The following is a 24798-nucleotide window of genomic DNA, read 5'->3' as shown; positions in this document are numbered from 1 at the left end:
AAAACATGACCTATAAGACACTCACAGCCGCCAGCGTTGCAGCCCTCATGCTGGGATCCACGGGCGCATTTGCCGACACATGGCGCTATGCCTTCGAAGAAGCGATGGATGAGGTGCAGGGCAAGTTTGCACAGAAATTCAAGGAAGAGGTCGAAGCCAATTCCGACCACGAGATCCAGCTGTTTCCCTTCGGCACATTGGGCGAATCTGCTGATACCATGGAGCAGGCTCAGTCGGGGATCGTGCAGTTCGTGGACCAGTCCCCGGGCTTTACCGGTGCCCTGATCCCCGAGGCGCAGGTCTTCTTCGTGCCCTATCTGCTTCCGCAGGATCAGGACCATCTGGTCAAGTTCTTCCGGACATCCAAGACCATCCACGAACTGTTCCCGCCGCTTTATGCCGACCAGGGGCTGGAGCTGCTGACCATGTTCCCCGAAGGCGAAGTCATGATGACGACGCAGGAGCCCGTCACCTCGCCCGCCGATCTGGACGAGGTGAAGTTCCGTGTGATGACCAATCCGCTGCTGGTCGAAAGCTACAACGCCTTTGGCGCCACACCCACGCCGCTGCCATGGGGCGAGGTTTATGGCGGTCTGCAGACCGGCATCATTCAGGGCCAGGAAAACCCTGCCTTCTTCATCGAATCCACCAAGATGTATGAAGTGACCGACTATATCACCCGCACAGGCCACAACAATTTCACCACGGCGGTGATGGCGAACAAGGACTTCTTCGACGAACTGCCCGAAGAGGACAAAACCGTCATCCATAATGCGATGGAAGCGGCCTTCGATTACATCGTCGACTACCAGACAGGACTGACCGAAACCTCGCTTGAAAAAATCAAGGAGGCCAAACCCTCGATCACCATCACCGATCTGACCGAGGAGCAGCGCCAGCCCTTCATGGATACGGCAGATTCGGTGGAAGAAGAATTCCTGAAGATTGGTGGATCGCAGGCCCAAGCCATTCTGGACCAGATGAAGGCCGATCTGGAAGCTGCCGCGCAGTAACCGGCCCGGGTCTCCATGCCCGAATATATGGACCCCGACCGTGAAAATGGTCGGGGTCGTGCAATCCTCCCGATGAAAGCACATGATGCCAGACCCGAAGCCCCCCAAAGCGGTCGATCCCGATCTGAATGCTGCCGATCCGGCCTTGGATCTGAGCGATGACATAGACGATTCGGAGTATGTTTCGGGTTTGCCGGGAATTTTGGGGACGCTGGATCTGGCCATTTCCCGTATAGAAGCCGTTCTGCTTGCCTGCGGCGTCCTTCTGATGGCGCTCAATACCATCGCCAATGTTGTTGGTCGGTATGCATTCGGAAAAAGCATCTTTTTCTCCGGTGAACTGAACCGTGCACTGATCATCCTCATCACATTTGCAGGGATTTCCTACGCTGCCCGATATGGGCGGCATATCCGCATGTCCGCCTTTTCCGATGCGATGCCGGTCCGGATGCGAAAGGTGCTGATGATTGTTATCGCCGTCATTACTGCCGCGTTGATGCTGCTTCTGTCATGGTACGCCCTCGAATATGTGCTGACGCAGGCCAAACGCGGGCGCGTTCTGCCCGCGCTGCAGATCCCGACCTGGTGGATCATCGTGTGGGTCCCGCTCGGGTTCTTTCTGACGGGGCTGCAATATGCACTGACGGCAATCAAGAACGTGATCCATGACGGGGTATGGCTTTCGACCAACACCCCCGACGGCTATGCCGAACAGCCCGAAAAGGATAGCTGACCGATGACATGGGCCATTTTCGGCACGATGATCGTGCTTCTTCTTCTGGGGTTTCCGATGATGATCCCGCTGGTTGCGGGATCGTTGATCGGCTTTGTGATGCTGTTCGGGGGGCTGTCCCAGGTCGATACGATGGTGCAGCAGATCCTTGGCGGCATTCGACCGGCAAGCCTGATTGCTGTGCCGATGTTCATATTCGCGGCGGATATCATGACCCGGGGGCAGTCTGCCACGCGGTTGATCGATCTGGTCATGGTGTTCGTCGGGCACCTGAAAGGGGGGCTTGCGATTGCGGCTGCCGGTGCCTGTACAATGTTCGGTGCGGTATCCGGATCGACACAGGCGACGGTGGTGGCGGTGGGCGGGCCTCTGCGCCCGCGCATGCTGAAGGCCGGTTATAGCGACAGTTTCATTCTTGCGCTGATCGTCAATGCTTCCGACATCGCCTTTCTAATTCCTCCCTCGATCGGCATGATCATCTACGGGGTCGTATCCGGCACCTCCATTTCAGAACTTTTCATTGCAGGGATCGGGCCAGGCCTGCTGATCCTCGTACTGTTTTCGATCTACAGCTACATCTATGCGGTCCGGAACAATGTGCCCGCCTTGCCCAAAGCGTCCTGGGTGGAGCGTCGTCGTGCCGTCAAGCGCGCGCTCTGGCCGCTCGGTTTTCCCGTCATTATCATCGGCGGCATCTATTGCGGCATCTTCTCCCCTACAGAAGCGGCGGCGGCCTGTGTGCTTTATGCCCTGTTCCTCGAAGTGGCCGTCTTCCGTGAGATGGGGCTGAAGCAGCTCTATGCGACCTCCAAGTCTACGGGGCTGATCACGGCCGTCGTGTTCATTCTGGTCGGCGCGGGGGCTGCGTTTTCCTATGTCATCAGCTTTGCCCAGATCCCGCAGGATATCATGGCGGGTATCGGCATTGACGGCATGGGGCAGTACGGTGTGCTGTTCACCATTTCCATCGCCTTCTTCATCGGGTGCATGTTTGTCGATCCGATCGTGGTGATCCTGATCCTGGTGCCGATATTCGCGCCTGTCGTATCATCAGCCGGATTGGACCCTGTACTGGTCGGAACCATCATCACCCTGCAGGTTGCCATAGGCAGCGCGACCCCGCCCTTCGGTTGCGATATCTTCACAGCAATTGCAGTGTTCAAGCGCCCCTACTGGGAGGTGATCCGTGGTACGCCTCCGTTCATCTTCATCCTGCTGTCCGTGGCCGTGCTGATGATCTTTTTCCCCCAGATCGCTTTGTTCCTGCGCGATATCGCGTTTCAGAAATAGGGGCACACATGTGGCATGATGACCTGCACCGCTTCGGATTGATTGCCCTTTCAACGGATTTGACGATTGAGGGGGACGCCGCCCGCCTTTTGCCTGCGACATGCCAGCTGCATGTCACCCGGATCGCATTCGACAATCCCACCACGGCCGAGAACTTGCGGTTGACAGGGCCGCGCCTGTCCGCCGCATCTGATCTGCTGGTACCGGGGGTGACGCTGGCCGGGATCGGTTTTGGCTGCACCTCTGCCTCCGCGGTGCTGGGAGAGGGGGGCGTGGCGCAGGCCATCGGCCCGCGTGCACCTGTGATGACGCCAGTGGCCGCAGCCCTGCGCGGGTTTGCAGCGCTGAATGTGCAGCGGATCGCCCTTATGACCCCGTATCTTCCTGAAACCACCGATCTGGTGGGCGACAGCTTTGCGCAAAGCGGGATCGATGTGCTTTCCCGCCGATCCATGGGATATGCCGATGATCGCGATATGGCGCTGCTTCCGGCCCGGCAAATCGTGGAATTTGCCCGCGCTTCGGACCACCCCGAGGCGCAGGCGCTGTTCATGTCCTGCACCGCGCTTCCGGCTGTCTCGTTGATCGAAACGCTGGAGGATGCGCTGGGCAAACCCGTGCTCAGTTCCAACCTCGCGCTTTTCTGGGCGATGCTGGATGTGGCCCGTATCCCCGCCACGGGCCGCGGTCGTCTTTTCTCCACACGCACCTGGTAGTGCCCCACCCCGAAAGGTAGATCATGCCCGAACTGCAACGGACCGCGGAACGATTTTCCACCGGGGAATATGAAGAGCGTCTTCGCAAGACGCGTGACAGCATGGCCGCGCGCGGGCTCGATCTGCTGATCGTTTCCGATCCCTCCAACATGGCATGGCTGACGGGGTATGACGGCTGGTCATTCTACGTCCATCAATGCGTGATCGTGGGGCCATCCGGGCCACCTGTTTGGTTCGGTCGGGGGCAGGATGCCCAAGGGGCGCTGCGGACTGTCTGGATGCCTGAGACAAGCATCATCGGCTATCCCGATCACTACGTCCAATCCACCGAACGCCACCCGATGGAATACCTGTCGGCGCAATTGATGGATCTGGGCTGGCACCGGGGCACCATCGGGGTGGAGATGGACAACTACTGGTATTCTGCCCGCGCGCATGAACGCCTGACGCACGGCCTGCCGGATGCCAGAATTGCCGATGCCACGGCGCTGGTGAACTGGCAGCGGGCGGTCAAGACACCCAAGGAGCTGTCCTACATGCGCAAGGCTGCGCGCATCGTGGAACGCATGCACCGCCGCATCGCTGATAAGGTGGAGGTCGGGATGCGTAAATGCGATCTGGTGTCCGAGATCTACGATGCGGGGCTGCGTTATGATGAATGGTCTGGGCACGGCGGGGATTATCCCGCCATCGTTCCCTTGTTGCCCTCGGGCCCCGATGCCGCTGCCCCGCATCTGACGTGGGACGATCTGCCCATGAAGGAGAACGAGGGCACCTTCTTTGAAATTGCAGGCACCTATCAGCGTTATCACTGCCCGCTGTCCCGCACGATCTTTCTGGGCAAACCACCGCAGGAAATGCTGGAGGCGGAGAAGGCGGTTCTGGAAGGCATGGATGAGGGGCTGGAAGCCGCACGCGCAGGAAATACCTGCGAGGATGTCGCCAATGCGTTTTTCAAGGTGCTGGATCGCCACGGGATCGTAAAGGACAACCGCACAGGATACCCGATCGGGCTCTCCTATCCGCCGGATTGGGGGGAGCGGACCATGTCGTTGCGCCGGGGGGACCGGACAGAGTTGAAGCCGGGCATGACCTTCCATTTCATGACCGGACTGTGGATGGAGAACTGGGGCTATGAAACCACGGAATCCATTGTGATTACGGAGCGGGAGCCGGAGTTGTTCTGCCAGATTCCTCGCCGGATGCTGGTGAAGGCATGAACCCGATCAGCCCGACCGTTCCGCTGGATGCCGATGGCAAACATCACGGATTTCTGCGCTTGCCCTATTCGCGCAACGATAGCGCCTGGGGCAGTGTGATGATTCCGATCACCGTGATCGGTAACGGCAAGGGGCCGACTGCCCTGCTGACCGGGGGCAACCACGGGGATGAATACGAAGGCCCCATCGCCCTGCAGCAACTGGCATGGGAGATCGATCCGGCAAAGGTCACCGGCCGCATCCTGATTGTGCCCTACCTAAATTACCCCGCGTTCCGGGCAGGCACCCGCGTCAGCCCGATTGACCAAGTCAACATGAACCGCGCCTTTCCGGGACGGCCCGATGGTACGGTCAGCCAAAAGATCGCCAATTATTTCAACGATGTCCTGTTTCCGATGGCGGATGTGGTGCTGGATTTTCATTCTGGCGGAAAGACTCTGGATTTCCTGCCCTATGCCGCCGCCCATTATCTGGATGATCCCCGACAACAGGCAGCCTGCGTGGCGGCGGTTCAGGCATTCAACGCGCCCTATTCGATGATGATGCGCGAGATCGATGCCGTCGGCATGCTGGACACGGCAGTCGAGGCGCTGGGCAAGGTGTTTGTCACCACCGAATTGGGCGGGGNCGGTACGGCGACCGCAAAATCCGCAGGCATTGCGGTCAAGGGCGCACGCAACCTGTTGCAGCATGCGGGCATTCTGGCGGGGGAACCCGACATGGGTGCCCAAAGCATTCCCTTGGACATGCCGGGTGACGACTGCTTCCACTTTGCCACCCAGGACGGGCTATTGCACCCCTTGGTGGACTTGGGGGATGTGGTTCACACGGGTCAGCCCATTGCCCAGATATGGCCTGCCGATCGTACGGGTACGGCCCCCGTGCAGGTGCCGGCCCGGATGGACGGACTCATCGCCGCCCGGCATTTCCCGGGGCTGGTGCAGGGCGGCGATTGTGTTGCGGTGATTGCGACGGTCTAGGGCCGTCGGCGCGCGATCTTTACCCGCAGCGGATGCAAGAGTGCGCGTTGGTGGCGGATATGGTGAACCCAAAGGTCCTCGGCCTTTTCCTGCGTCACCTTTTCAAAGCGGAATTTTCTGCCTGTCGGAAGTTGTGCCAGTCGTGCCAGATCCGCGCCGATGACCGTGGCGATCTTGGGGTAGCCGCCGGTGGTCTGGCTTTCTGCCATCAGCACCAGCGGATGGCCTGACCCCGGCACCTGTACCGATCCCATGACCGTGCCGTCCGATACAATATCATGCCCGTGGCGCGCGGGCAGGGCAGGACCGTCCAGCACCATCGCCATCCGGTCGCGTTTGGGGCTGACCGTGAACACATCCCCGAAGAATTGCTCCAGCACCTCGGGGGCAAAGGCATCATCCTGCGGCCCTGCCACGGCACGGATGATCGTGGTCGCTGGCAAAGGGGCGGGCTGACGATACGTGGTGTAACACGGCGCGCGCGGATCATGGCTTCCAAGCGGCAGATGTGCCCCGGCCTGAACGAGCGCTCCGATGCCGCTGCGCAGATGCGTGGCGCGTGACCCCATGACAAGCGGAACCTCAAAGCCCCCCGATACGGCCAGATAGCCCCATGTGCTATCGGGCATCGTGCCGATGGACAGGGTCTGTCCCTTTTCCATCCGGTGCGATTCCCCTGCAGCAACCACATCCGTGTCGATGCGGACCTCGGGGGTGCCACCCGTTACGGCGATGCGGCAGGCAGAATGCGCGCGGAACGTACCGCCTGTGGTTGCAAATTCCAGCGCGGCAGCCTGCGGCCCATTGCCAACCAACGCATTGGCAAGGGCATGCGCCCCCTGATCCATTGGCCCTGCTTGGGACACACCGGCATGTCGAAAGCCGAACCGGCCTGCATCCTGCACTGTCAGCATCATTCCGGGGCGCAGAACCTCGATCATGATAGCACCTCCGGGGCTACAAGCGGATCACCGGTGGCCGCCCGCGCAGTAAGCCTGTCATAGGTTGCGGCATCTACCGGCGTGAACCGGACGGCATCGCCTGCTGTCAGAAGAAAGGCGGGGTTTCGGGCGGGGTCGAACAGACGCACCGGGGTGCTGCCGATGAACCGCCAGCCGGAGGGGCCAGCCACCGAATTGATGCTTGCCTGCTGCCCACCGATGCCGATCGCACCTGCCGGAACCATCTGGCGCGGAATTTCCAGACGGGGGGTGTGCAGCGCTTCGGGCAGACCGCCAAGATAGGCGAATCCGGGGGCGAACCCGATCATGAAGACCCTGAAATCGGAGGCGCTGTGCAGGGCCGCCAATGCCTCGGCTGTCATGCCTTTTTCCGCGGCCAGATCGGCCAGATCCAGTGCAGCAGGGCCGCCGTACCACACGGGAATGCGCCACAGCCTGGCAGGCGCGCGATCGGGCTGCAGACTGGCGTAAAGCCTGCGGAGATGTCGTGCCAATTCGGCGCCGCGCAGAACCTCGGGATCGTACCGGACCAGCAAGGCGCGGTATGTCGGGACATATTCCGTTACCCCCGCAATCGCGGCCGCGCCAAGCGCTGCGGCCAATGCGATGATGCGCGCGTTTACATCGGGATCGATCCGGTCGGAAATCTGGAAGCTGAGCGCCTGATCGCCGCAGGGCAGGATACGTATATCATCCATAATGGTTCGGCGCGGAATGTCGGGGCATGCCATGTTCCCGTTAAGATGCTGTTTCCCTTGTATATCATGGCAGGAAGATTTGTGAAGGTGTTGCGTCCAGGGGGATGGTCATGCTCTATCGCGGTCAATAGGGCTGTCATCATATGCTGGGGTTTGAAGATATGCGCACGATAGATCTGAACTGCGATATGGGCGAAAGCTTCGGCGCGTGGACGGTGGGCGATGATGCGGCAATGCTGGATCTGGTATCCTCGGCGAATATCGCCTGCGGCTTTCATGCGGGTGATCCGGCCGTCATCCGGCGCACGGTTCGCATGGCGCGGGAAAAAGGGGTATCCATCGGGGCGCATCCATCATTTGCCGATCTGTACGGGTTCGGCCGCCGCCGTATTTCCGGCGAACGACCCGAGGATCTGGAGGCGCAGCTGATCTATCAGATCGTCGCCCTTCAGGGGATGGCGCGGATTGGCGGGCATCCCATGACCCATGTGAAAACCCATGGAGCCCTGGGCAACATGGCTGCGGTCGATCCCGATCTTGCGGCGCTATGTGTGCGGGCCGTCAAGGCCGTTGATCCTGCGCTGGTCTATGTGGCAACGCCCTACTCGGAGGCGCTTGCAGCTGCCGAAGCTGCGGGCCTGCCCGTCGTCTGCGAGGTTTATGCCGACCGCACCTATACCGACGCGGGAGAGCTGACCCCCAGAACCCAGACAGGGGCCGTGATCCATGATCTGAACCAATGTCTGGACCAGGTTCTGGAAATGGTCGTCAACGGCCATATTCCCACGACAGGCGGCAAGCGTCTTCCGGTAGAGGCCGCGACCTTGTGCGTGCATGGGGATACACCGGGGGCCGTGCAGATGGCCGCCGCGCTGCGGACGGGACTGGCGGAAAACGGGGTGGGTATCGCGCCATTCGCGCGGCCGGAACCACGCGACTGAGATCAGCAAATCTCGTGGAACCGCAGCACCTTGGCTCCATCCACCGGATCGACCAGTTCCCGTATGCGAACGCCGAACACCCGCGCCAGCAGATCGGGTGTCATCACCTCGGCGGGGGTGCCGGTCGCGATCAGTTGTCCCTTGTGCATGACGCCCAGCCTGTCGCATTCCATCGCTTGGTTCAGGTCATGCAGCGCGATCATGGTCGTCAGGCCCAGATCCCCGATCAGGCGCAGGATCGAAAGCTGGTGGTGGATGTCCAGATGGTTCGCCGGTTCGTCCAGCAGCAGGATTTGCGGGCGCTGTGCAAGCGCGCGGGCGATATGAACGCGCTGCCGCTCTCCGCCCGACAGGGTCATCCAGTCGCGCCGGTCAAAGCGGGCCATGTCCACGGCGGCCAGCGCCTCGGTCACGATGCGGTCGTCTTCGGCTGACCATGGCGACAAAGCCGAGAGCCATGGTGTTCGCCCCAGTCCCACCGCATCGCGGACGGTGATGCGATCCGCTGTCTCGGCCGCCTGTGCGACGAAGGCCAAGCGCCGGGCGATGCCTCTGCGGCCCAGTTCCGCAAGTGTTTTGCCCTGCAGCCGCACCTGTCCCGATGTCGGGGTCTGCAATCCTGCAATCAGGCGCAGCAAGGTGGATTTTCCAGAGCCGTTGGGGCCGATCAGGCCGAACCGCTGCCCTTGTGATACGGTCAGGGAAACATCGCGCACGATGTGGGTTCCCTTCGTGCGCCAGCCCACGCCGGATATGCGGATCATCGACGTGCCCCCCCGCGGATCAGCAGCAGGGCAAAGGCAGGTGCCCCGACAAGGGCGGTGACCACACCGATGGGCAGCACCTGACCCTGCACCAGAATGCGCGACAGGACGTCGACCGCGATCAGAAAGACCGCGCCGATCAGGGCGGCTGCCGGAACCAGCCGGGCATGGCGCACCCCCACGACAAAGCGTGCGGCATGGGGCACGACCAGTCCGACAAACCCGATGGATCCGACCACGGATACCAGCACGGCCGTTGCAAGTGCTGTCGCAACAATCAGCACGGCCTGCACCCGGCGTACCGGCACCCCGAGCGAGGCTGCAGACTCTGCGCCGAAGGTAAAGGCATCCAGTGCCCGGTTATGCACCGCCGCCACGATCACGATCAGCACGGCTGCCGGAACGGCCACCCAGACATCGGGCCAGCGCACGCCCGACAGATTGCCAAGAAGCCAGAACAGAATGCCCCGCGCCTGCTCGGCGCTGGCGGATTTCGTGATGATGAACGACGTCAATGCGTTGAACAACTGTGATCCGGCAATGCCCGCAAGGATGATCTGCCCGGCCCCGCGTGTGCCGGCGCCGCCCCCTGCCGCCTTTGCCAGCACTGCCACCAGCCCGAAGGCCAGCAGTGCCCCGCCCAAGGCCCCGGCAGAGAGGGAGATGGCCCCTGCGCCCACCCCCGCAACCGTCACCAGCACGGCACCTGTCGATGCGCCCGCCGATATGCCCAGCAGATAGGGATCAGCCAGGGGGTTACGCAGCAATGATTGCAGGATCACGCCGCAAACGGCCAATCCTGCGCCGCAGGCACCTGCAACCAGCGCACGTGTCAGGCGGTAGGCCCAGATGATGCCCCCATCAATCGGGTCCACGGCATGGCCTGCCCCCCACAGCCGGTTGGACATCACCTTCCAGACTGTGCCAAGCGGGATTGCGGTTTCCCCGATGCAGATGCCTGCCAGCACCGCAAGCACCAGAAGCAGGGCTGCCCCCGCCGTCATGCCCATACGGCGCGGCAGGGTCATTCGGCCAGTTTCTCCATCTCGGCGGTCAGTTTCTCCAGGCCTTCGATCAGCCGTAGGGACGGCTCCATCTCCATCGCATCCAGGATGACGATGCGGTTCTGCTTTACTGCCTCCATCTGGCTGGCGACCGGATCGGTGCGCAGGAAATCCAGTTTCACATCGATATCATCCGCGGCATGGCGACGGCGGTCCATGCGCGCCAGAATGATGACGGTCGGATTGGCGCGGGCGATGGTTTCCCAGCCGACCGCGGGCCACTCCTCATCGGTAGTGACGACATTCCTGATCCCGAGAGAGGTGAGCATAAAGGCGGGAATGCCTTTTTGCCCTGCGACGAAGGGATCCAGCCCCACCTCGGCGCTGGAAAACCATACAACAGCAGAAAGATCGTGCAGGTTGAGGGCTTGCGCCCGGGCAACGGCGGCCTCTTCGCGGCTGCGCAGGTCGGCATTAAGGGTGGCGCCTTTGTCCTGCACATCGAAGATCGCGGCAAGCTCGGCCACGCTTTGATAGATTGTTTCCGTGCTGAAGCTTCCCAGACGCGTGCCATCGGCACCGATGGAGTTGTTTTTGCCGACGCAATCCGCAGGCACGATATATGTGGCCACGCCCAGATCGGCGAATTGGTCCCGCGTACCCACCGCCCCCTGCGCTCCGATCATCCATTCGTACTGCGTGGCCACCAGATCGGGGCGTTTGCCGATTACCGCCTCGAACCCGGGGGTATTGTCGGCAATGCGGGGGATCTGCGCATTCGCCACGGCATATTCCGGCAGAACGCTGTTGAACCAAAGCGAGGTCCCCTTGACCCGATCGGCCAGCCCGAGCGCGAAAAGGGTTTCGGTGACCGTCTGGCCCACCGTGACAACGCGTTCCGGCGCGGCTGCGAAAATCTGGGTCGTGCCGCAGTTCTCGATTTCCAGCGGATAATGGGTCGGTTCGGCCCAGGCAGGCGTGGCTGCCGCACAGGCAGCGGCAATCATCAGATATTTCATGAACACGTCCCCTCGGCAGGGGTGAGGTCTTCTCTATCGAGCATGAGTGCGCCCGAAATTACCGTCCGGCAGAAATTGCCGTGTCCGTTATCGCTCATCGCTCCTCCTTCCGGGGCACCCCGCCCGGTGATTGCATGTTGCGATGGCAGGTCTCCTGACTTGCGGGTCCATGCGAGATCCGCCTTCCCGGCCCGGATCGGCCAGTGGCTGCTGGATCGCGCTCTCCGCCTACAGTTGCGGGGGCAGCTACGGATTTGGCAGATGCCGTACCGTATTCCCTTTTCATCCGGGCTTCCCCGGACACCATCGCGCCTTGCATGACCGTTTCACAGGGGCCGGTCAAGCAGCGTTCAGCGCGGGATGCCGCCTGCCAGAACCTGCGCCAGCATGTCGCGATCCCCCTCGTTGGCCAAGACGTCCAGCGCCTCCTGCGGGGGCAGCCACAGGGCGTGATGGCCCTCTTCCGTGGGGGCGCCTGCGCAGACGGTGGGTCGGGCCAGATGGATCAGGCAGATCTTTTCGGCCCACATGTCGTATTCCGGCATGTAGGTGAACCGCCGGAACGCGCCGACCCTGCGACCTGCGGCGATGCGCCATCCGGTTTCCTCCATCACCTCGCGGTGCAGGGCGGCGACCGGATGTTCGCCCGGATCGATCCCGCCGCCGGGCAGCTGGATTTCGGGGGTAGGCGCCTCCTGCAACGTGGTCAGGATGCGGCCTTCACGCAGACAGATGGCATAAACCCCCACCCGCCGCCGGTATTTCTGCCCTGCTTTTACAGGTTCGCCATAACGCCGGATCATTCTGTCCCCTTGGGTCAATCGGTTGCCGCCCCTACATAGGCGCGGTATGCCACGCATAAAGATATGCCAAGGCCCGGGCCGCAAGGAAACCCCATGACAATTGCCACACACATCGCCTGGGACGATACAGTCCTTCCTTTCCAACTTGACCGGTCCGACATCCGCGGCCGCGTTGTCCGTCTTGACGGCGTTCTTGATCTGATCCTGTCAAAGCATGACTATCCGCCGCAGATCGAGGAGCTGGTCGCCGAGGCTGCCCTGCTGACCGCCATGATCGGGCAAACCATCAAGCTGCGCTGGAAACTGTCGCTGCAGATCCGCGGCAACGGCGCGGTAAAGATGGTCGCAACTGATTATTACGGCCCGACAGAGGATGGCGAACCTGCCCGCATCCGTGCCTATGCCGGCTTTGATGCAGATGCGCTGACCGATGCGCCTGCGTTCGAACAGCTTGGGGACGGGTATTTCGCCATCCTCATCGATCAGGGTGAAGGTACGGTGCCCTATCAGGGGATTACCCCGATTGCGGGTGGGTCCCTCTCGAAATGCGCCGAATCCTATTTCGCGCAGTCCGAACAGTTGCCGACGCGGTTCGAAACCTCGTTCGGCCGCTCCCAGTTTCCGGGGGAGGATGCCGCATGGCGGGCAGGCGGGGTGATGCTGCAGCACATGCCCAAGGCTTCCCCTTCGGTGGCCGAGGGGACGGGCGAAGGAGGTCTTCTGACCCACGCCGATCTGCTGGATGGCGAAGAGGGTGATAACTGGCTGCGGGCAAACTACCTGCTGGATACCGTAGAGGATCTGGAGATGATCGGCCCGACCGTATCGCCCACGGATCTGCTGATCCGGCTGTTCCACGAAGAAGGGCCGCGGGTCTTCGATGCCCAGCCGCTGCGGTTCGGCTGCTCCTGTTCCGCTGACAAGGTGCGTGCGGCGCTTGCGCCCTATCCACCCGAAGAAATTGCCGAGATGATCACCGAAGACGGGGTCGTCACGGCCGACTGCCAGTTCTGCGGCGCGCATTACGATCTGGATCCGGAAAAGCTTGGGCAGGACGGGGATGTGGCATGATGCACTGACCCGGGCGCTTTCCCGCCCCGTAGTGTCGGATACCGGCACGGGGCGGGCAGCGGCCGTTCTTCTGGCGGTAGAGCAGGACCGCCTGTGGCTGACCATGCGCGGCACGACCCTGCGGCACCACCCTGGCCAGATCGCCCTGCCGGGCGGCAAGATGGAGCCGGATGACCCGTCCGCCATCGCCTGCGCCCTGCGGGAGGCGCATGAGGAAATCGGCCTGCTTCCTGCCAATGTCGAGGTTATGGGAGAGCTGCAAGTCACCCATACCGTCACGAATTTCAGCGTTACCCCCGTCCTGGCTCAGATCAGGGGACCTTTCATCCCGCGCCCCGAGGCTGGGGAGGTTTCGGAAGTGTTCCCCGTTCCGCTGGCCCATGTGCTGGATCCCGCGCGCTACCGGCAGGAGGAACGCAACTGGAACGGACAGCAGCGCACCTATTGGGTGGTGCCATGGGGGCCATATTACATCTGGGGGGTAACGGCTGCGATTCTGCGTGACCTTGCCCTGCGTGTCGCATGCAGATAGCGGGCTCGTGGATGGGCCCGGCCTTGCCTGTCATGGCGGCGCTGGGCGATGGTGGATACCACTGCCTGTTCGTGGGCGGGTGCGTGCGCAATGCCCTGATGGGGCTGGCCGTCGGTGATCTGGATCTGGCGACGGATGCCCCGCCCGAGGTCGTGATGGCACGGGCCACGGCCGCAGGGTTGCGCGTGGTGCCGACAGGGCTGGAGCATGGCACGGTCACGGTCATATCGGACGGCGTCCCCTGCGAGGTGACGACCTTTCGCCGCGATGTCGAAACCGATGGACGTCATGCCACTGTCGCGTTTTCCACAGATATTGCCGAGGATGCTGCGCGGCGGGATTTCACGATGAACGCGCTTTATGCCGATGCCGGGGGGATGGTCATCGATCCTCTGGGCGGGCTGGATGATCTGCAGGCCCGCCGTGTGCGGTTTGTCGGTGATCCTGCCCGGAGGTTGGCCGAGGACCATCTGCGGCTGCTGCGGTTTTTTCGGTTTCATGCGATTTATGGCGATGCGGAATCAGGCATCGATATGGATGGATATGTGGCCTGTGCCGCAGCCGTAGACGGCCTGGACGCCCTTTCGCGAGAGCGTGTGGGGGCCGAAATGAAAAAGCTGCTGGCAGCGGCAGATCCGGCACCTGCGGTGGCTGCGATGGCTGCCTGCGGGGCGCTGATGCGCGTTCTTCCCGGCGCGGATGCCACGACGCTGGCAGTTCTGGTGCATCTGGAAGGGGGGCGTGCCCCGGACCCGATCCGGCGTCTGGCATTATTGGGGGGAACTGCCGATCTGCGGTTGAGCCGGGCCGAAATGAAGCGCGTGGCGTTGACCGCCACCGCCGCCCGCGAAGGGGTGCCTATTCCCGAGGTTGCCTATCGCCACGGGGTTACCATTGCCTGTGATGCGGCGCTGGTGCGGGGCGCGTTGATCGGCACGCCCGTTGATCTTGCGGGGATCGAGGACGCTGCCGCAGCGGTTTGCCCCGTCACTGCGGCAGATCTGATGCCCGGTCTGTCGGGCAAGGCCCTGGGGGAGCGGTTGCGGCAGATAGAGGCTACCTGGATTGCTTCCGGTTTCCGGCTGGGCCGCGACGCTCTTTTGGGCTGAATATTTTCCTTGGGCCGTCCGCCCGCTATATCGCTAAAAAAAGGCCCATGAACATGTTCCGCTTTTTCGAACGGCTCGTAGATCCCTACGCGGCGTATGACCAGACGGATGCGCCCCCGAACCGGCTCTGGCCGTTCCTGAAGTCATACATGCAGCCGTTCATCGGGGTATTCGTAGCAACCGGCCTTCTATCGGTGGTAGTGGCGCTGACCGATCTTGCATTAATCTGGTATGTGGGCCGGATAGTGGACCGCATCGCTTCGGCTGGCCCCGTGGAGGTATGGGAGGCCTATGGGACCGAAATCATCCTTGTGGCACTGGCGGTCCTGTTTCTGCGACCATTGGCGTCCGCATTGAACACGGCGTTGCTGCATAATGCCATTCTGCCCAATTTCGGCACGCTGATCCGCTGGCGGGCGCATCGCCATGTCCTGCGTCAGCCGGTCGGTTGGTTCGAGGGGGATTTTGCCGGCCGTCTGGCCAACCGGATCATGCAAACGCCCCCCGCCGCGGGGGATGCGGTGTTCAATGTCTTCGATGCCGTGGCCTTTGCCGCCACCACGGCCATCGGCAGCCTTGTGGTGCTGGGGCAGGCGGATGCACGGCTGATGGTGCCGCTTGTGGCCTGGTTCGTGGCCTATGGTCTGCTGGTGCGCTGGACCGTGCAGCGGGCCGGGCCTGCGGCCAAGGCCTCCTCCGATGCGCGTTCGGCTGTGACAGGGCGGGTGGTGGATGCCTATACCAACATCCATTCCGTCAAGCTGTTTGCGCATGATGACCGGGAAGAAAGCCACGCGCGGGAGGCGATCGAACACGCCCGCACCACATTTGCCCATGAAATGCGGATCGTATCGCGCATGGATATCGCGCTGACGATGATCAACGGTGCGATGATCGTGGCGGTGATCGGCTGGGCACTGGTGTTGTGGTACCAGGGGGCGGCATCGGTCGGGGTGGTCGCGGCCGCGTCGGCACTGGTGCTGCGGTTGAACAACATGACCTACTGGATCATGTGGACGACCCAGCAGTTGTTCCAGTCCCTTGGCACCATTGCCGAGGGGATGGAGACGATCGCCCAGCCGATCGCCCTGACGGATGCCAAGGGGGCACAATCCCTGAAGCTGACCGAGGGGCGGATAGAGCTGGACAGCGTTACCCATCACTACGGTCGGGCATCGGGTGGGCTGCAGGATGTGACACTGACCATCGCCGCAGGGGAGAAGCTGGGTGTCGTCGGACGATCCGGGGCCGGCAAGTCGACATTGGTCAAGCTGATGCTGCGGTTCTACGACGTTGAAGGCGGGGCAATCCGCATCGACGGACAGGATATCGCGGGGGTCACCCAATCGAGCCTCCGCCATTCCATCGGGATGGTGCAGCAGGATCCCAGCCTTCTGCATCGCAGTGTGCGCGAGAACATCCTTTATGGCCGCCCCGATGCGACCGAGGACGAGATGATCGAGGCAGCCCGCCGTGCCGAAGCCCATGAGTTCATCCTGACGCTGGAGGATGGCGAAGGACGCCGTGGTTATGATGCACAGGTGGGGGAGCGCGGGGTAAAACTGTCCGGCGGCCAGCGCCAGCGCATCGGCCTTGCCCGCGTTATCCTCAAGAATGCCCCGATCCTGATCCTGGACGAGGCGACTTCGGCCCTGGACAGCGAGATCGAGGCTGCAATCCAAGACTCACTCTATGGTGTGATGGAGGGCAAGACGGTGATTGCGATTGCCCATCGCCTGTCCACCATTTCGCATATGGACCGCATTCTGGTTCTGGATGCGGGGCGCGTTGCCGAAATCGGGACGCATGACAGTCTTTTGGCCCAGAACGGGTTGTATGCCCGGTTCTGGGCCCGCCAATCGGGCGGTTTTATCGGAATAAACGAGGATGATGTGTGATGCTTGATGCCACCCTGCGCCGACTTGGCACTATGATCGATGCTTTCCGACCGGCGAAGGGGCAACCGCCCGAAACCCTGGGGCGTTTTCTTGCATGGTGCCTTAGCGGGGCGTGGCCGGCGCTGACGGGGGCAGCGATCGTTTCCTGCCTGACGGGCGCGATGGAGGTCGTTTCGGCAGCACTTCTGGGATGGGTGATCGACGGTGCCGATGCCGGGTTCGGGGGGGTGCCGCTATGGCAACTTCTGGCAGGTCTGACGGTATTCTTTCTGGCGGTACGGCCGCTGTTCTTCGGGATGAGCGCGGCGACCAATGCCATCATGGTGCAGCCGAACGTCTTTCCGCTGGTGCTGGCGCGCCTGCATCGCTGGACGATGGGTCAGGACATCACCTTCTTTGACAATGATTTTGCCGGCCGCATCAGTCAGAAGCAGATGCAGGCCGCCCGCGCCGTAACGGATGTCGCGGCGGAAATGATCAATACCGTGGCCTTCGCGCTGGCCTCGGTCATCGCTTCGGTCATCTTTCTGGTGGCAATCGACGCATGGCTGGCGGTGGTGCTGGCGCTATGGCTGGTGGCCTATGTCCTGCTGATCCGTTTCTTCATGCCGCGCGTCCGGAAAAATTCCGCGTCACGGGCCAATGCGCGGGCCATGGTTTCGGGGCAGGTGGTCGATACGATCACCAACATCAAGACGGTGAAGCTGTTCGCCCATGCCGCCTTCGAGGATCGTGTCGCCCTGAAGGCGATGGGAACGTTCCGGGATCGCGGGTTGGATTTCGGTATCATCTCTACGGCGTTCCGGACAACGCTGATGCTGCTGTCGGGGGTTCTGCCGGTGGCGCTGATCGGCGGTACGCTGATCCTGTGGCGGGAGGGTGCGGCAACGGCGGGCACGGTGGCTGCGGCGGGTGCAATCTCGATGCGTCTGGCGCAGATGTCCGGTTGGGTCAGCTTTACGCTGATGTCGATCTATACCTCGGTGGGTGAGGTCGAGGATGCGATGCATACCCTTGCGCGCCCGCACAGCCTGCCCGATGCCCAGAATGCGGTTGCACTTCCGGCGGTAAAGGGCGAAGTGGCCTTTCGCAACGTCAGCTTTGCCTATGGCGGGAAAAAGGGCGGGGTTCAGGATATCGATCTGGTAATCGCCCCGGGTGAAAAGCTGGGGATCGTCGGATCCTCGGGCGCGGGTAAATCCACATTGGTGGCGCTGTTGATGCGCCTTTACGATGTGGAAAAAGGGGCCATCACCATCGACGGGCGGGATCTGCGGGATATCACGCAGGAATCGTTGCGGCTCCAGATCGGGATGGTCACGCAGGAAACGGCAATGTTCAACCGTTCCGCCCGTGACAATATCCTCTATGGACGCCCGGATGCCACCGATGACGATCTGCACGCCGCTGCCCGCGCCGCAGAGGCGGATATGTTCATCGAGAACATGACGGACCATCAGGGTCGTTCGGGGTACGATGCCTATCTGGGCGAACGGGGTGTGAAACTGTCGGGCGGGCAGCGCCAGCGCATCGCCCTGGCTCGGGCGTTCGTGAAAGATGCGCCGATTCTGGTGCTGGACGAAGCGACTTCGGCGCTGGATTCCGAGGTGGAAGCCTCCATTCAGGCCTCTTTGGAAAAAGTTATGGAGGGAAAGACCGTTCTGGCCATTGCGCACCGCCTTTCGACCATTGCGGAGATGGACCGTATTGTGGTCATGGAGCAGGGCCGCATCGTGGAGATCGGCACCCATGAGGCGCTGTTGGCGCAGGATGGGGTTTATGCGCGTTATTGGAGCCGCCAGTCCGGTGGATTTCTAGGATCGGAAGAGGCGGCGGAATGATACGACTGGTTGCGGAACGGCTGGGACACCTTGGCGATGCGGTGGCGGAGGGCCCCGTCTTCATCCCGCGTATCCTGCCGGGTGAAGAGGTCGAGGGCGAGGTCACGGGCGACCGGATGCCCGCGCCCCGCATCCTGACGCCGTCGCCGGACCGTGTCTCTGCCCCGTGCCAGCATTATCGGACGTGCGGCGGCTGTTCCTTGCAGCATGCCTCGGACCGGTTTGTGGCCGAATGGAAGCGGGCGGTGGTCGTATCTGCCCTGGCCGGGCAGGGGATCGAGGCGGATGTGGGAGAGGTTGAAACCTCTCCGGTCAGATCCCGCCGCAGGGCAACGCTGCACGGGCGGCGTACCAAAAGCGGCGCCCTGCTGGGCTTTCATGCACGGGGGTCGGATGCCCTGGTGGCCGTGCCGAACTGCCTGTTGCTGACCCCTGTGCTGATGGCCGGATTTCCGGCACTGGAAGCATTGGTAAAGGTGGGGGGATCACGCAGCGCCGAAGTATCGTTGACCGTCACGGAAAGTCTTGCCGGTCTGGACGTGTCGGTCATGGGTGGCAAGCCTCTGGATGTTGCATTGCACGGCAGCCTTGCGCGCCTGGCCGAAGAGCAGGGGCTGGCCCGGCTGACATGGGGCGGGGAAACCGTGGCGCTTCGCAATCCGCCGCAGCAACAGTTCGGTGCGGCACGCGTGGCCCCGCCGGCAGGCAGTTTTTTGCAGGCCACCAAGGCGGGAGAAGCCTCTTTGCTGGCATTTGTGCAGGGCGTGGTCGGTGATTCCCGCCGCATCGTGGAATTGTTCGCAGGCGCGGGCACCTTTACCCTGCCCATGGCTGAAACAGCCGAGGTGCATGCCGTCGAGGGGGATGCCGGAATGATTGCGGCACTGGATCGTGGCTGGCGCGCGGCGCAGGGGTTGAAACGCGTGACATCCGAGGCGCGCGATCTGTTCCGCCGCCCCTTGGATGCCCAAGAGCTGAAGGGCTTCGATGCCATCGTCATCGATCCGCCAAGGGCAGGGGCGCAGGCGCAGGTTGCGGCACTGGCGGATTGCAAGGTGCCGCGCATGGCGATGCTGTCCTGCAACCCGGTCACTTTCGCACGGGATGCCCGTATCCTGCTGGAAGCAGGATGGAAACTGGGCCGCATTACCGTGATCGACCAGTTCCGCTGGTCACCACATGTTGAATTGGGGGCACAGTTCACCCGCTCGTGACATAAGCGTGTGAATCCCGCCTAGGCAGTGAAGCCGATTCTCATGTATTACTTGGAAAAATACCCTGAAATGCGGGATAGTAATGCGGGCAGTAACGATCTTTCTAGCGTTGGCCATGGCCATCGGTCTTGCAGCTTGTGGCAAAAGCCCAAGCGCGGTTCCAACGAAATTCCAGACCTATGACGGCCCTCCGATCACGGCGGTTCAGGTGCAGAAGGCGAATCGCAAGATGTATATGCTCAGCGGTTCCGAGGTCGTGAAAGAGTATAATATCGCCTTGGGTTTCCAACCGGTTGGCCCGAAGCAGTTCGAAGGTGACGGCAAGACACCCGAGGGGACTTATGTGCTGGACCGGCGCAATCCGAATAGCGCCTATCACCTGTCGATCGGCGTCTCCTATCCGAATGCCAATGACCGCATCAACGCTCTGGCTGCAGGCAAATTGCCGGGGGGCGATATCTTTATTCACGGCGAATCGCGTGGTCCGACCAATGGTGGTGACTGGACTGCCGGCTGTATCGCAGTAACCAACGCCGAGATCGAAGAGATCTATCCGATGTTGCGGGAAGGCACCGTGATCCAGATCCTGCCCTGATCGCATTTCCAGTTCGGATTTGAAAAAGCCCCGGATCGCTCCGGGGCTTTGTTTTATTGGTTGTACGCGTAATTGGCGGGCTGCGCAGGAGTGTAGCCACCACCGCCGGACCCGACAAGGATTGTCCACCAGATCTTGCCTGCGGGTTCCTGGAACCACGCAAAGCCCAGATCGGTTGCCTGCGGATTGGTCAGCACGTCGCGCGTTCCGACTTGTCCCATCCAGTCGGCAAGCGTCTGGATTTCGGTCTGATAGGTCTCGGAGATATCCTCACCCAGCAACGTGCCGGTGTATCCTGCGCGGTTCACGCGCACCAACGGCGAGGAACCGTCAGAGCCGAAGTGCCACGGGCGGTTCTGCACCGACATGTCACGCGAATGCGTTGCCGCAGCCGCCGTCAGCGAGGAGTTGAGCTGCAGGGCGCTCATGCCGCGCGATTGCCGGACCGAGTTGATCGAATCCAGCATGCGGTACGTGATCTCGGCCTCTTGGGATGGGTCGATGCGGTACACGCGGGCCAGTGCCTGACCGTCGGGGCCATATTGCACATTCGGCGATGAGGAGCATGCGGCAAGGGCAGCGGCACTGCACAGCGCTAGGATGATATGTCTCATGACGGTCCTGAAAAAGTTTCGCCCCATCATAGCGAATCCCCTGACCGTATTCAAACCTATGACTGTGTTATAAAGGCCCTAACGCCGTTCTTCGTGATTTGCTGGCTGTGCATTCGCGCGCTAATATTGCATGGCATAACCATGACCGGGCCAGCTTTCTGGCCATAGCATGGAAATACTCAAGGAGAACTGACGGATGGGTGACGTAAAGCTCAATCGTAGGTCGTTGCTGGGGGCAGCAGCGGCAGTCGGGGCTGGCGCATTGGCCGCTCCTGCGTTCGCGCAGAACAACGCCACGGTGATGCAGGGCAGCACCCAGATGGAAACGGCGCCGACAACGCAGTCGAACATCTCCAGCTTCCGCATGTTGAACTGGCGTGATCACTTCGACAATACGCGCAACGGTGCGATCCTCGTCGATCTGACCTCGCGGGCGCTGCACTTTTGGTCCGAAGATCAGTCGGTGTACAAGCTTTATCCCTGCTCGATCCCGTTGACCGAGGATCTGACACGCCGCGGCAAGACGCAGGTCGTGGAAATGCGGGAAAACCCGAGCTGGCGCCCGACGCCTTCGATGCGGGAACGGAACCCCGAGTGGCCCGAAGTGGTCCAGGGCGGCGCGCCGGATAACCCGTTGGGTGTGCGCGCACTTTATTTGTCGTGGCAATATTATCGTATCCACGGCACGCATGATACCCGCAAGATCGGGCGTGCATCCTCAAGTGGTTGTGTAGGTTTGTATAACGAGCACATTATTGAGCTGTACGGCCTGTCCAAGGTAGGTACGCAAGTGTTGCTTATTTGACAATGTTATCCGCATCATTGCGGGAACTGAATCCTGACGATTGCATTCACATCTCGGAAATGCTTATGCATTTCTTACGAGGAACAGTCTTGGATGCAAAACGTCGCCTCTGAAATAAAAGACGTTGGGCAGTATCTGGAGGTCATTATGAAGAAAATCGCTCTCGCCGCCGCTCTCTCGGTCGCTGCTACCTCGGCTTTCGCCGGTGGTATGGCTGAGCCGGTCATGGAACCCGTTATGGCTCCGGTCGTAGTTGAAGAAAACACCAGCTCGTCGTCGGCTGGCGTTGTTGTTCCGCTGCTGCTGCTGCTGGTAGTTGCTGCGGCTGCTGCTTCCTGATTATCAGGCAAAGAATTCAGAAAAGGCGGTGGAGCAATCCACCGCCTTTTTTGTTGTCCTAGATCCAGCCACCCAGTTCATTACGGATGATCGCGGCCAAGGCACGAATATGTGAGGGTCGCTCGTTCAGGCAGGGAATATAGGTGAAGCGTTCGCCACCCGCATGTTCGAATGCCTCGGCAATCTCGCCCTTGATTTCTTCCAGCGTCTCGATGCAATCGGCCGAGAATGCGGGGGCCACAACGGCGATATGCTTTTTGCCCTGTTTGGCCAGCTCAGCCACATATTCGACAGTATAGGGCTTCAGCCATTCCTCGGGGCCGAACACCGACTGGAACGTGGTATGGATGGCATCCTTTTCCCAACCCAGTTTTTCCCGCAGCAGACGCGTCGTTTTCTGGCATTTGCAGTGATAGGGATCCCCGGACATCAGATAGCGTTTGGGCATGCCATGGTAGGATGCCACCAGAACATCGGGTTTTTCATCCAGACCATCCCAAGCTTCCTGTACCGATTCGGCAAGGGCAGCGATATAATCGGGGTGTTCGAAATATTCGGGCAGCGTGCGCGCAGCGGGTGCCCGATACTGTTTTGTCAGCGCCATAAAGAACGCATCATTGGCCGTTGCAGTCGTGGCCCCTGCGTATTGCGGATATAGCGGCACGAACAGGATCTTTTCACAGCCCGCCTCGACCATTGCCGTCACTTTTGATTCGGTCGAAGGGTTGCCGTAGCGCATGCAGAAATCGACCATGACCTCGGGCAGTTCCTCGGCCAGCGCTGCCGTCTGCGCCTTGGTAATGGTCATCAAGGGGCTTTCGTTCTTCTCGTGATTCCAGATCAGCTTGTAGTTCTTGCCGGAGGAGAAGGGACGTTTGGCCAGAATCACCGTCTGCAGCAGCGGCTGCCATTTCCATGCGGGATAATCGATAACCCGGCGGTCCGACAGGAATTCGGACAGATAGCGGCGCATGTTCCAGTAGTCGTATCCGTCCGGCGTACCGAGGTTCGCCAGCAATACGCCGACACGTGGGCGTTTGACGGGGGGGTGGTCGGCGGGAAGATGGGTCATTGGCATATCCTTATTATTGCACACGGACATACCCTGAGGGGGGCAGGGGTCAATCCTTGGGTCGTAACGCTTCCGCCAGACTATGCGTGGCCGAACCGGGGCGCAGCGGTTTTTGTTGGCTTTCATCGGGCGCCCAGCCGGTCAGCCAGACGATTTCGAAGGTTGCCGGGATCCGCCCTTCGTCATCGGCAAGCATCTGGTAGCGGCGCGCGGCATCCAGCAGGACTGCCGGGCGCGTGAAATGGCGGGGGCGAGCAGCAAGTGCAGAAACCTCTCCCATGGCCCGCAGGTCATGCATCAGATGCAGGGCATCCCGGTAGCGGACGGTACGTTTGTCGGCATCGGCCACGGGCAGGGCCAGCCCCGCGCGATGCACCAGCCCGCCAAGATCGCGAATCTCTCCCATGGGCAGGGTGCGGGGGGAAAGGCCGCCTGCCACCTCGGCCTCGGCCCCGGTCAGGGCTGCGCGTAATTCGGTCAAGGTCTCACCGCCAAAGGTGGCCGCCAGAAACAGCCCGTCCGGCTGCAGCGCGCGGCGGCATTGTACGATCTGGCCCACCGGATCATCGGCCCAATGCAGGCACAGCGCGTGGATAACCAGATCATGTGCGCCGGGCGTCAGATCCAGCACATCGGCATCGGCCACCGTAGGCCAGCCTGCCCAGATTTCAGGAAAGGGGGTGATAACGACGGGCGAATGAAAGGTCCTGTTAACCTCATTCAGTCTTTCCTGCGTCTCGGCTGCCACCGCTTCATGCAGAAACAGGGCATCCGGTGTGGCGCGGGCGCGGTTGCGCATCAGGGCGGGGCGATCGGTCAGATTTGGTGTCATGGCCGGAATGTGTGGGGACTGCGATGGGAATACAAGCCGCACTGCGGATCATCTATCCGGCATCCTGCCTGTGCTGCGGAGAGATCGTGGCCTCGGACGGCGGTCTGTGCGGGCCCTGCTGGCGTGACACGCCATTCGTGACGGGGGCTGTATGCAACCTGTGCGGAACGCCGCTGCCGGGTGAGGGTGACGATTGCTGCGATGAATGCCGTATGATGGCCCCGCCATGGTCCAGTGGGCGGGCGGCAATGCTCTATGATGCCAACGCCCGGCGAATGGTTCTGGCGCTGAAGCACGGTGACAGGCTGGATCTGGCGCGGCCTGCGGGAAAGTGGATGGCGCAGGCAGCAGCACCTATTCTGCGACCGGGCATGCTGGTCGCGCCCGTGCCGATGTACTGGATGCGACTGTTGCGGCGGCGTTATAATCAGGCGGGATTGCTGGCGCAGGCGCTTGCCCGTGCGGCAGGGCTGGACTGCGCACCGGATCTGCTATCGCGCACCCGCAACACCCGATCACAGGAGGGGCGGGATCGTGCGGGCCGCTTCGAAAACATGTCGGGTGCGCTTCTGGTGCGCAAACCGCAGCGTGTGGCGGGGCGGCATGTGTTACTGGTGGATGATGTCCTGACCACGGGGGCAACCCTTGCCGCCGCCGCTGATGCCTGCTGGACAGCCGGGGCGGCGGATGTATCGGTTGCGGTGCTGGCGCGGGTGACCAAAAGCCCCTAGAT

The 24798-nt window shown here is 61.7% G+C and carries 26 protein-coding genes and 1 riboswitch; of the genes, 17 read left to right on the top strand and 9 right to left on the bottom strand.

The annotated features are described in order from the left end of the window. Positions 1-5 precede the first annotated feature (5 nt). From dctP to doeB, 6 genes are all read left to right on the top strand, one after another. Entirely contained in the window at positions 6-1013 is a 1008-nt protein-coding gene (dctP, locus tag TR36_RS00530; protein ID WP_045393440.1) for a TRAP transporter substrate-binding protein DctP, read from the top strand. A gap of 85 nt (positions 1014-1098) precedes the next feature. Beyond that, the gene (locus TR36_RS00525) at positions 1099-1746 is read left to right on the top strand and encodes a TRAP transporter small permease (protein WP_082714830.1); all 648 of its coding nucleotides are present in this window, start codon (positions 1099-1101) and stop codon (positions 1744-1746) included. A 3-nt stretch (positions 1747-1749) separates the two neighbouring features. Then, positions 1750-3036, top strand: coding sequence for a TRAP transporter large permease (locus TR36_RS00520; RefSeq protein ID WP_045393437.1), 1287 nt, complete (start codon positions 1750-1752; stop codon positions 3034-3036). Positions 3037-3044: 8 nt separating this feature from the next. Next, positions 3045-3752: a hypothetical protein gene (locus TR36_RS00515; protein ID WP_045393434.1), complete on the top strand. Its 708-nt coding sequence runs from the start codon at positions 3045-3047 to the stop codon at positions 3750-3752. Between the two features lie 23 nt (positions 3753-3775). Continuing rightward, positions 3776-4972: an ectoine hydrolase DoeA gene (gene doeA / locus TR36_RS00510; RefSeq protein WP_045393431.1), complete on the top strand. Its 1197-nt coding sequence runs from the start codon at positions 3776-3778 to the stop codon at positions 4970-4972. Beyond that, on the top strand, positions 4969-5952 hold the full coding sequence (gene doeB, locus TR36_RS00505; RefSeq protein ID WP_045393428.1) for a N(2)-acetyl-L-2,4-diaminobutanoate deacetylase DoeB: 984 nt from the start codon (positions 4969-4971) through the stop codon (positions 5950-5952). The genes doeA and doeB overlap by 4 nt, the downstream gene beginning before the upstream one ends. Here doeB and TR36_RS00500 read toward each other — a convergent pair. Together TR36_RS00500 and pxpB are read right to left on the bottom strand one after the other, a co-directional pair. Further along, complete coding sequence (locus TR36_RS00500) at positions 5949-6893, bottom strand: biotin-dependent carboxyltransferase family protein (protein WP_045393425.1); 945 nt, start codon at positions 6891-6893, stop codon at positions 5949-5951. The two genes, doeB and TR36_RS00500, sit on opposite strands and share 4 nt — an antisense overlap. Beyond that, positions 6890-7612, bottom strand: a complete 723-nt coding sequence (gene pxpB, locus TR36_RS00495) for a 5-oxoprolinase subunit PxpB (RefSeq protein ID WP_045393511.1) — start codon at positions 7610-7612, stop codon at positions 6890-6892. The genes TR36_RS00500 and pxpB overlap by 4 nt, the downstream gene beginning before the upstream one ends. A gap of 143 nt (positions 7613-7755) precedes the next feature. Here pxpB and TR36_RS00490 point away from each other — a divergent pair, with 143 nt between their 5' ends. Further along, the gene (locus tag TR36_RS00490) at positions 7756-8553 is read left to right on the top strand and encodes a LamB/YcsF family protein (protein ID WP_237763489.1); all 798 of its coding nucleotides are present in this window, start codon (positions 7756-7758) and stop codon (positions 8551-8553) included. A 2-nt stretch (positions 8554-8555) separates the two neighbouring features. On the opposite strand, the gene TR36_RS00485 is transcribed toward TR36_RS00490, so the two are convergent. The 4 genes from TR36_RS00485 to TR36_RS00470 all read right to left on the bottom strand — a co-directional run bounded on the left by TR36_RS00485 (position 8556) and on the right by TR36_RS00470 (position 12143). Next, positions 8556-9317, bottom strand: a complete 762-nt coding sequence (locus TR36_RS00485; protein WP_045393422.1) for an ABC transporter ATP-binding protein — start codon at positions 9315-9317, stop codon at positions 8556-8558. Next, on the bottom strand, positions 9314-10345 hold the full coding sequence (locus tag TR36_RS00480) for an iron ABC transporter permease (RefSeq protein ID WP_062762068.1): 1032 nt from the start codon (positions 10343-10345) through the stop codon (positions 9314-9316). Before TR36_RS00480 ends, TR36_RS00485 begins: the two co-directional genes overlap by 4 nt. After that, entirely contained in the window at positions 10342-11346 is a 1005-nt protein-coding gene (locus TR36_RS00475) for an ABC transporter substrate-binding protein (protein ID WP_082714798.1), read from the bottom strand. Before TR36_RS00475 ends, TR36_RS00480 begins: the two co-directional genes overlap by 4 nt. A gap of 120 nt (positions 11347-11466) precedes the next feature. Next, positions 11467-11663, bottom strand: a riboswitch (cobalamin riboswitch). 27 nt (positions 11664-11690) lie between these two features. Continuing rightward, positions 11691-12143, bottom strand: coding sequence for an NUDIX hydrolase (locus tag TR36_RS00470; RefSeq protein ID WP_045393413.1), 453 nt, complete (start codon positions 12141-12143; stop codon positions 11691-11693). Positions 12144-12236: 93 nt separating this feature from the next. Between TR36_RS00470 and TR36_RS00465 the strand changes: the two genes are divergently transcribed. The 7 genes from TR36_RS00465 (at position 12237) to TR36_RS00435 (ending at position 20403) form a co-directional block, all read left to right on the top strand. Beyond that, positions 12237-13214, top strand: coding sequence for an Hsp33 family molecular chaperone HslO (locus TR36_RS00465; protein WP_045393410.1), 978 nt, complete (start codon positions 12237-12239; stop codon positions 13212-13214). Then, positions 13204-13746, top strand: coding sequence for a CoA pyrophosphatase (locus tag TR36_RS00460; RefSeq protein ID WP_052362681.1), 543 nt, complete (start codon positions 13204-13206; stop codon positions 13744-13746). Before TR36_RS00465 ends, TR36_RS00460 begins: the two co-directional genes overlap by 11 nt. Beyond that, positions 13737-14855, top strand: coding sequence for a CCA tRNA nucleotidyltransferase (locus tag TR36_RS00455; protein ID WP_045393407.1), 1119 nt, complete (start codon positions 13737-13739; stop codon positions 14853-14855). Before TR36_RS00460 ends, TR36_RS00455 begins: the two co-directional genes overlap by 10 nt. Before the next feature lie 53 nt (positions 14856-14908). Then, on the top strand, positions 14909-16753 hold the full coding sequence (locus TR36_RS00450; protein ID WP_062762063.1) for an ABC transporter ATP-binding protein: 1845 nt from the start codon (positions 14909-14911) through the stop codon (positions 16751-16753). Next, positions 16753-18594, top strand: a complete 1842-nt coding sequence (locus TR36_RS00445; RefSeq protein WP_062762060.1) for an ABC transporter ATP-binding protein — start codon at positions 16753-16755, stop codon at positions 18592-18594. Before TR36_RS00450 ends, TR36_RS00445 begins: the two co-directional genes overlap by 1 nt. After that, a complete protein-coding gene (locus TR36_RS00440; protein WP_045393502.1) occupies positions 18594-19808 on the top strand; it encodes a class I SAM-dependent RNA methyltransferase in 1215 nt (404 codons plus the stop codon). Before TR36_RS00445 ends, TR36_RS00440 begins: the two co-directional genes overlap by 1 nt. Positions 19809-19890: 82 nt before the next feature. Then, entirely contained in the window at positions 19891-20403 is a 513-nt protein-coding gene (locus TR36_RS00435) for a murein L,D-transpeptidase family protein (protein WP_045393401.1), read from the top strand. Positions 20404-20456: 53 nt separating this feature from the next. Here the strand turns inward: TR36_RS00435 and TR36_RS00430 are convergent, their stop codons facing one another. Then, positions 20457-21017, bottom strand: coding sequence for a CAP domain-containing protein (locus TR36_RS00430; protein ID WP_045393399.1), 561 nt, complete (start codon positions 21015-21017; stop codon positions 20457-20459). 196 nt (positions 21018-21213) lie between these two features. Between TR36_RS00430 and TR36_RS00425 the strand changes: the two genes are divergently transcribed. Together TR36_RS00425 and TR36_RS00420 are read left to right on the top strand one after the other, a co-directional pair. After that, the gene (locus tag TR36_RS00425; RefSeq protein ID WP_045393397.1) at positions 21214-21822 is read left to right on the top strand and encodes a L,D-transpeptidase; all 609 of its coding nucleotides are present in this window, start codon (positions 21214-21216) and stop codon (positions 21820-21822) included. Between the two features lie 147 nt (positions 21823-21969). Beyond that, on the top strand, positions 21970-22161 hold the full coding sequence (locus tag TR36_RS00420; protein WP_045393499.1) for a hypothetical protein: 192 nt from the start codon (positions 21970-21972) through the stop codon (positions 22159-22161). A gap of 58 nt (positions 22162-22219) precedes the next feature. Here TR36_RS00420 and hemH read toward each other — a convergent pair whose 3' ends face one another. Both hemH and TR36_RS00410 read right to left on the bottom strand, forming a co-directional pair. Then, positions 22220-23233, bottom strand: coding sequence for a ferrochelatase (hemH, locus tag TR36_RS00415; protein WP_237763488.1), 1014 nt, complete (start codon positions 23231-23233; stop codon positions 22220-22222). A 49-nt stretch (positions 23234-23282) separates the two neighbouring features. Next, the gene (locus tag TR36_RS00410) at positions 23283-24065 is read right to left on the bottom strand and encodes a methyltransferase domain-containing protein (protein ID WP_045393393.1); all 783 of its coding nucleotides are present in this window, start codon (positions 24063-24065) and stop codon (positions 23283-23285) included. A 23-nt stretch (positions 24066-24088) separates the two neighbouring features. On the opposite strand from TR36_RS00410, the gene TR36_RS00405 reads away from it, so the two are divergent. After that, a complete protein-coding gene (locus TR36_RS00405) occupies positions 24089-24796 on the top strand; it encodes a ComF family protein (RefSeq protein ID WP_045393391.1) in 708 nt (235 codons plus the stop codon). Positions 24797-24798 lie beyond the last annotated feature (2 nt).

Origin of the sequence: Falsirhodobacter sp. alg1 (assembly GCF_000739715.2) — a bacterium.
GTDB lineage: Bacteria > Pseudomonadota > Alphaproteobacteria > Rhodobacterales > Rhodobacteraceae > Falsirhodobacter.
The sequence above is the reverse complement of the archived record's forward strand: the minus strand, read 5'-3'. Positions and strand labels throughout refer to the sequence as shown.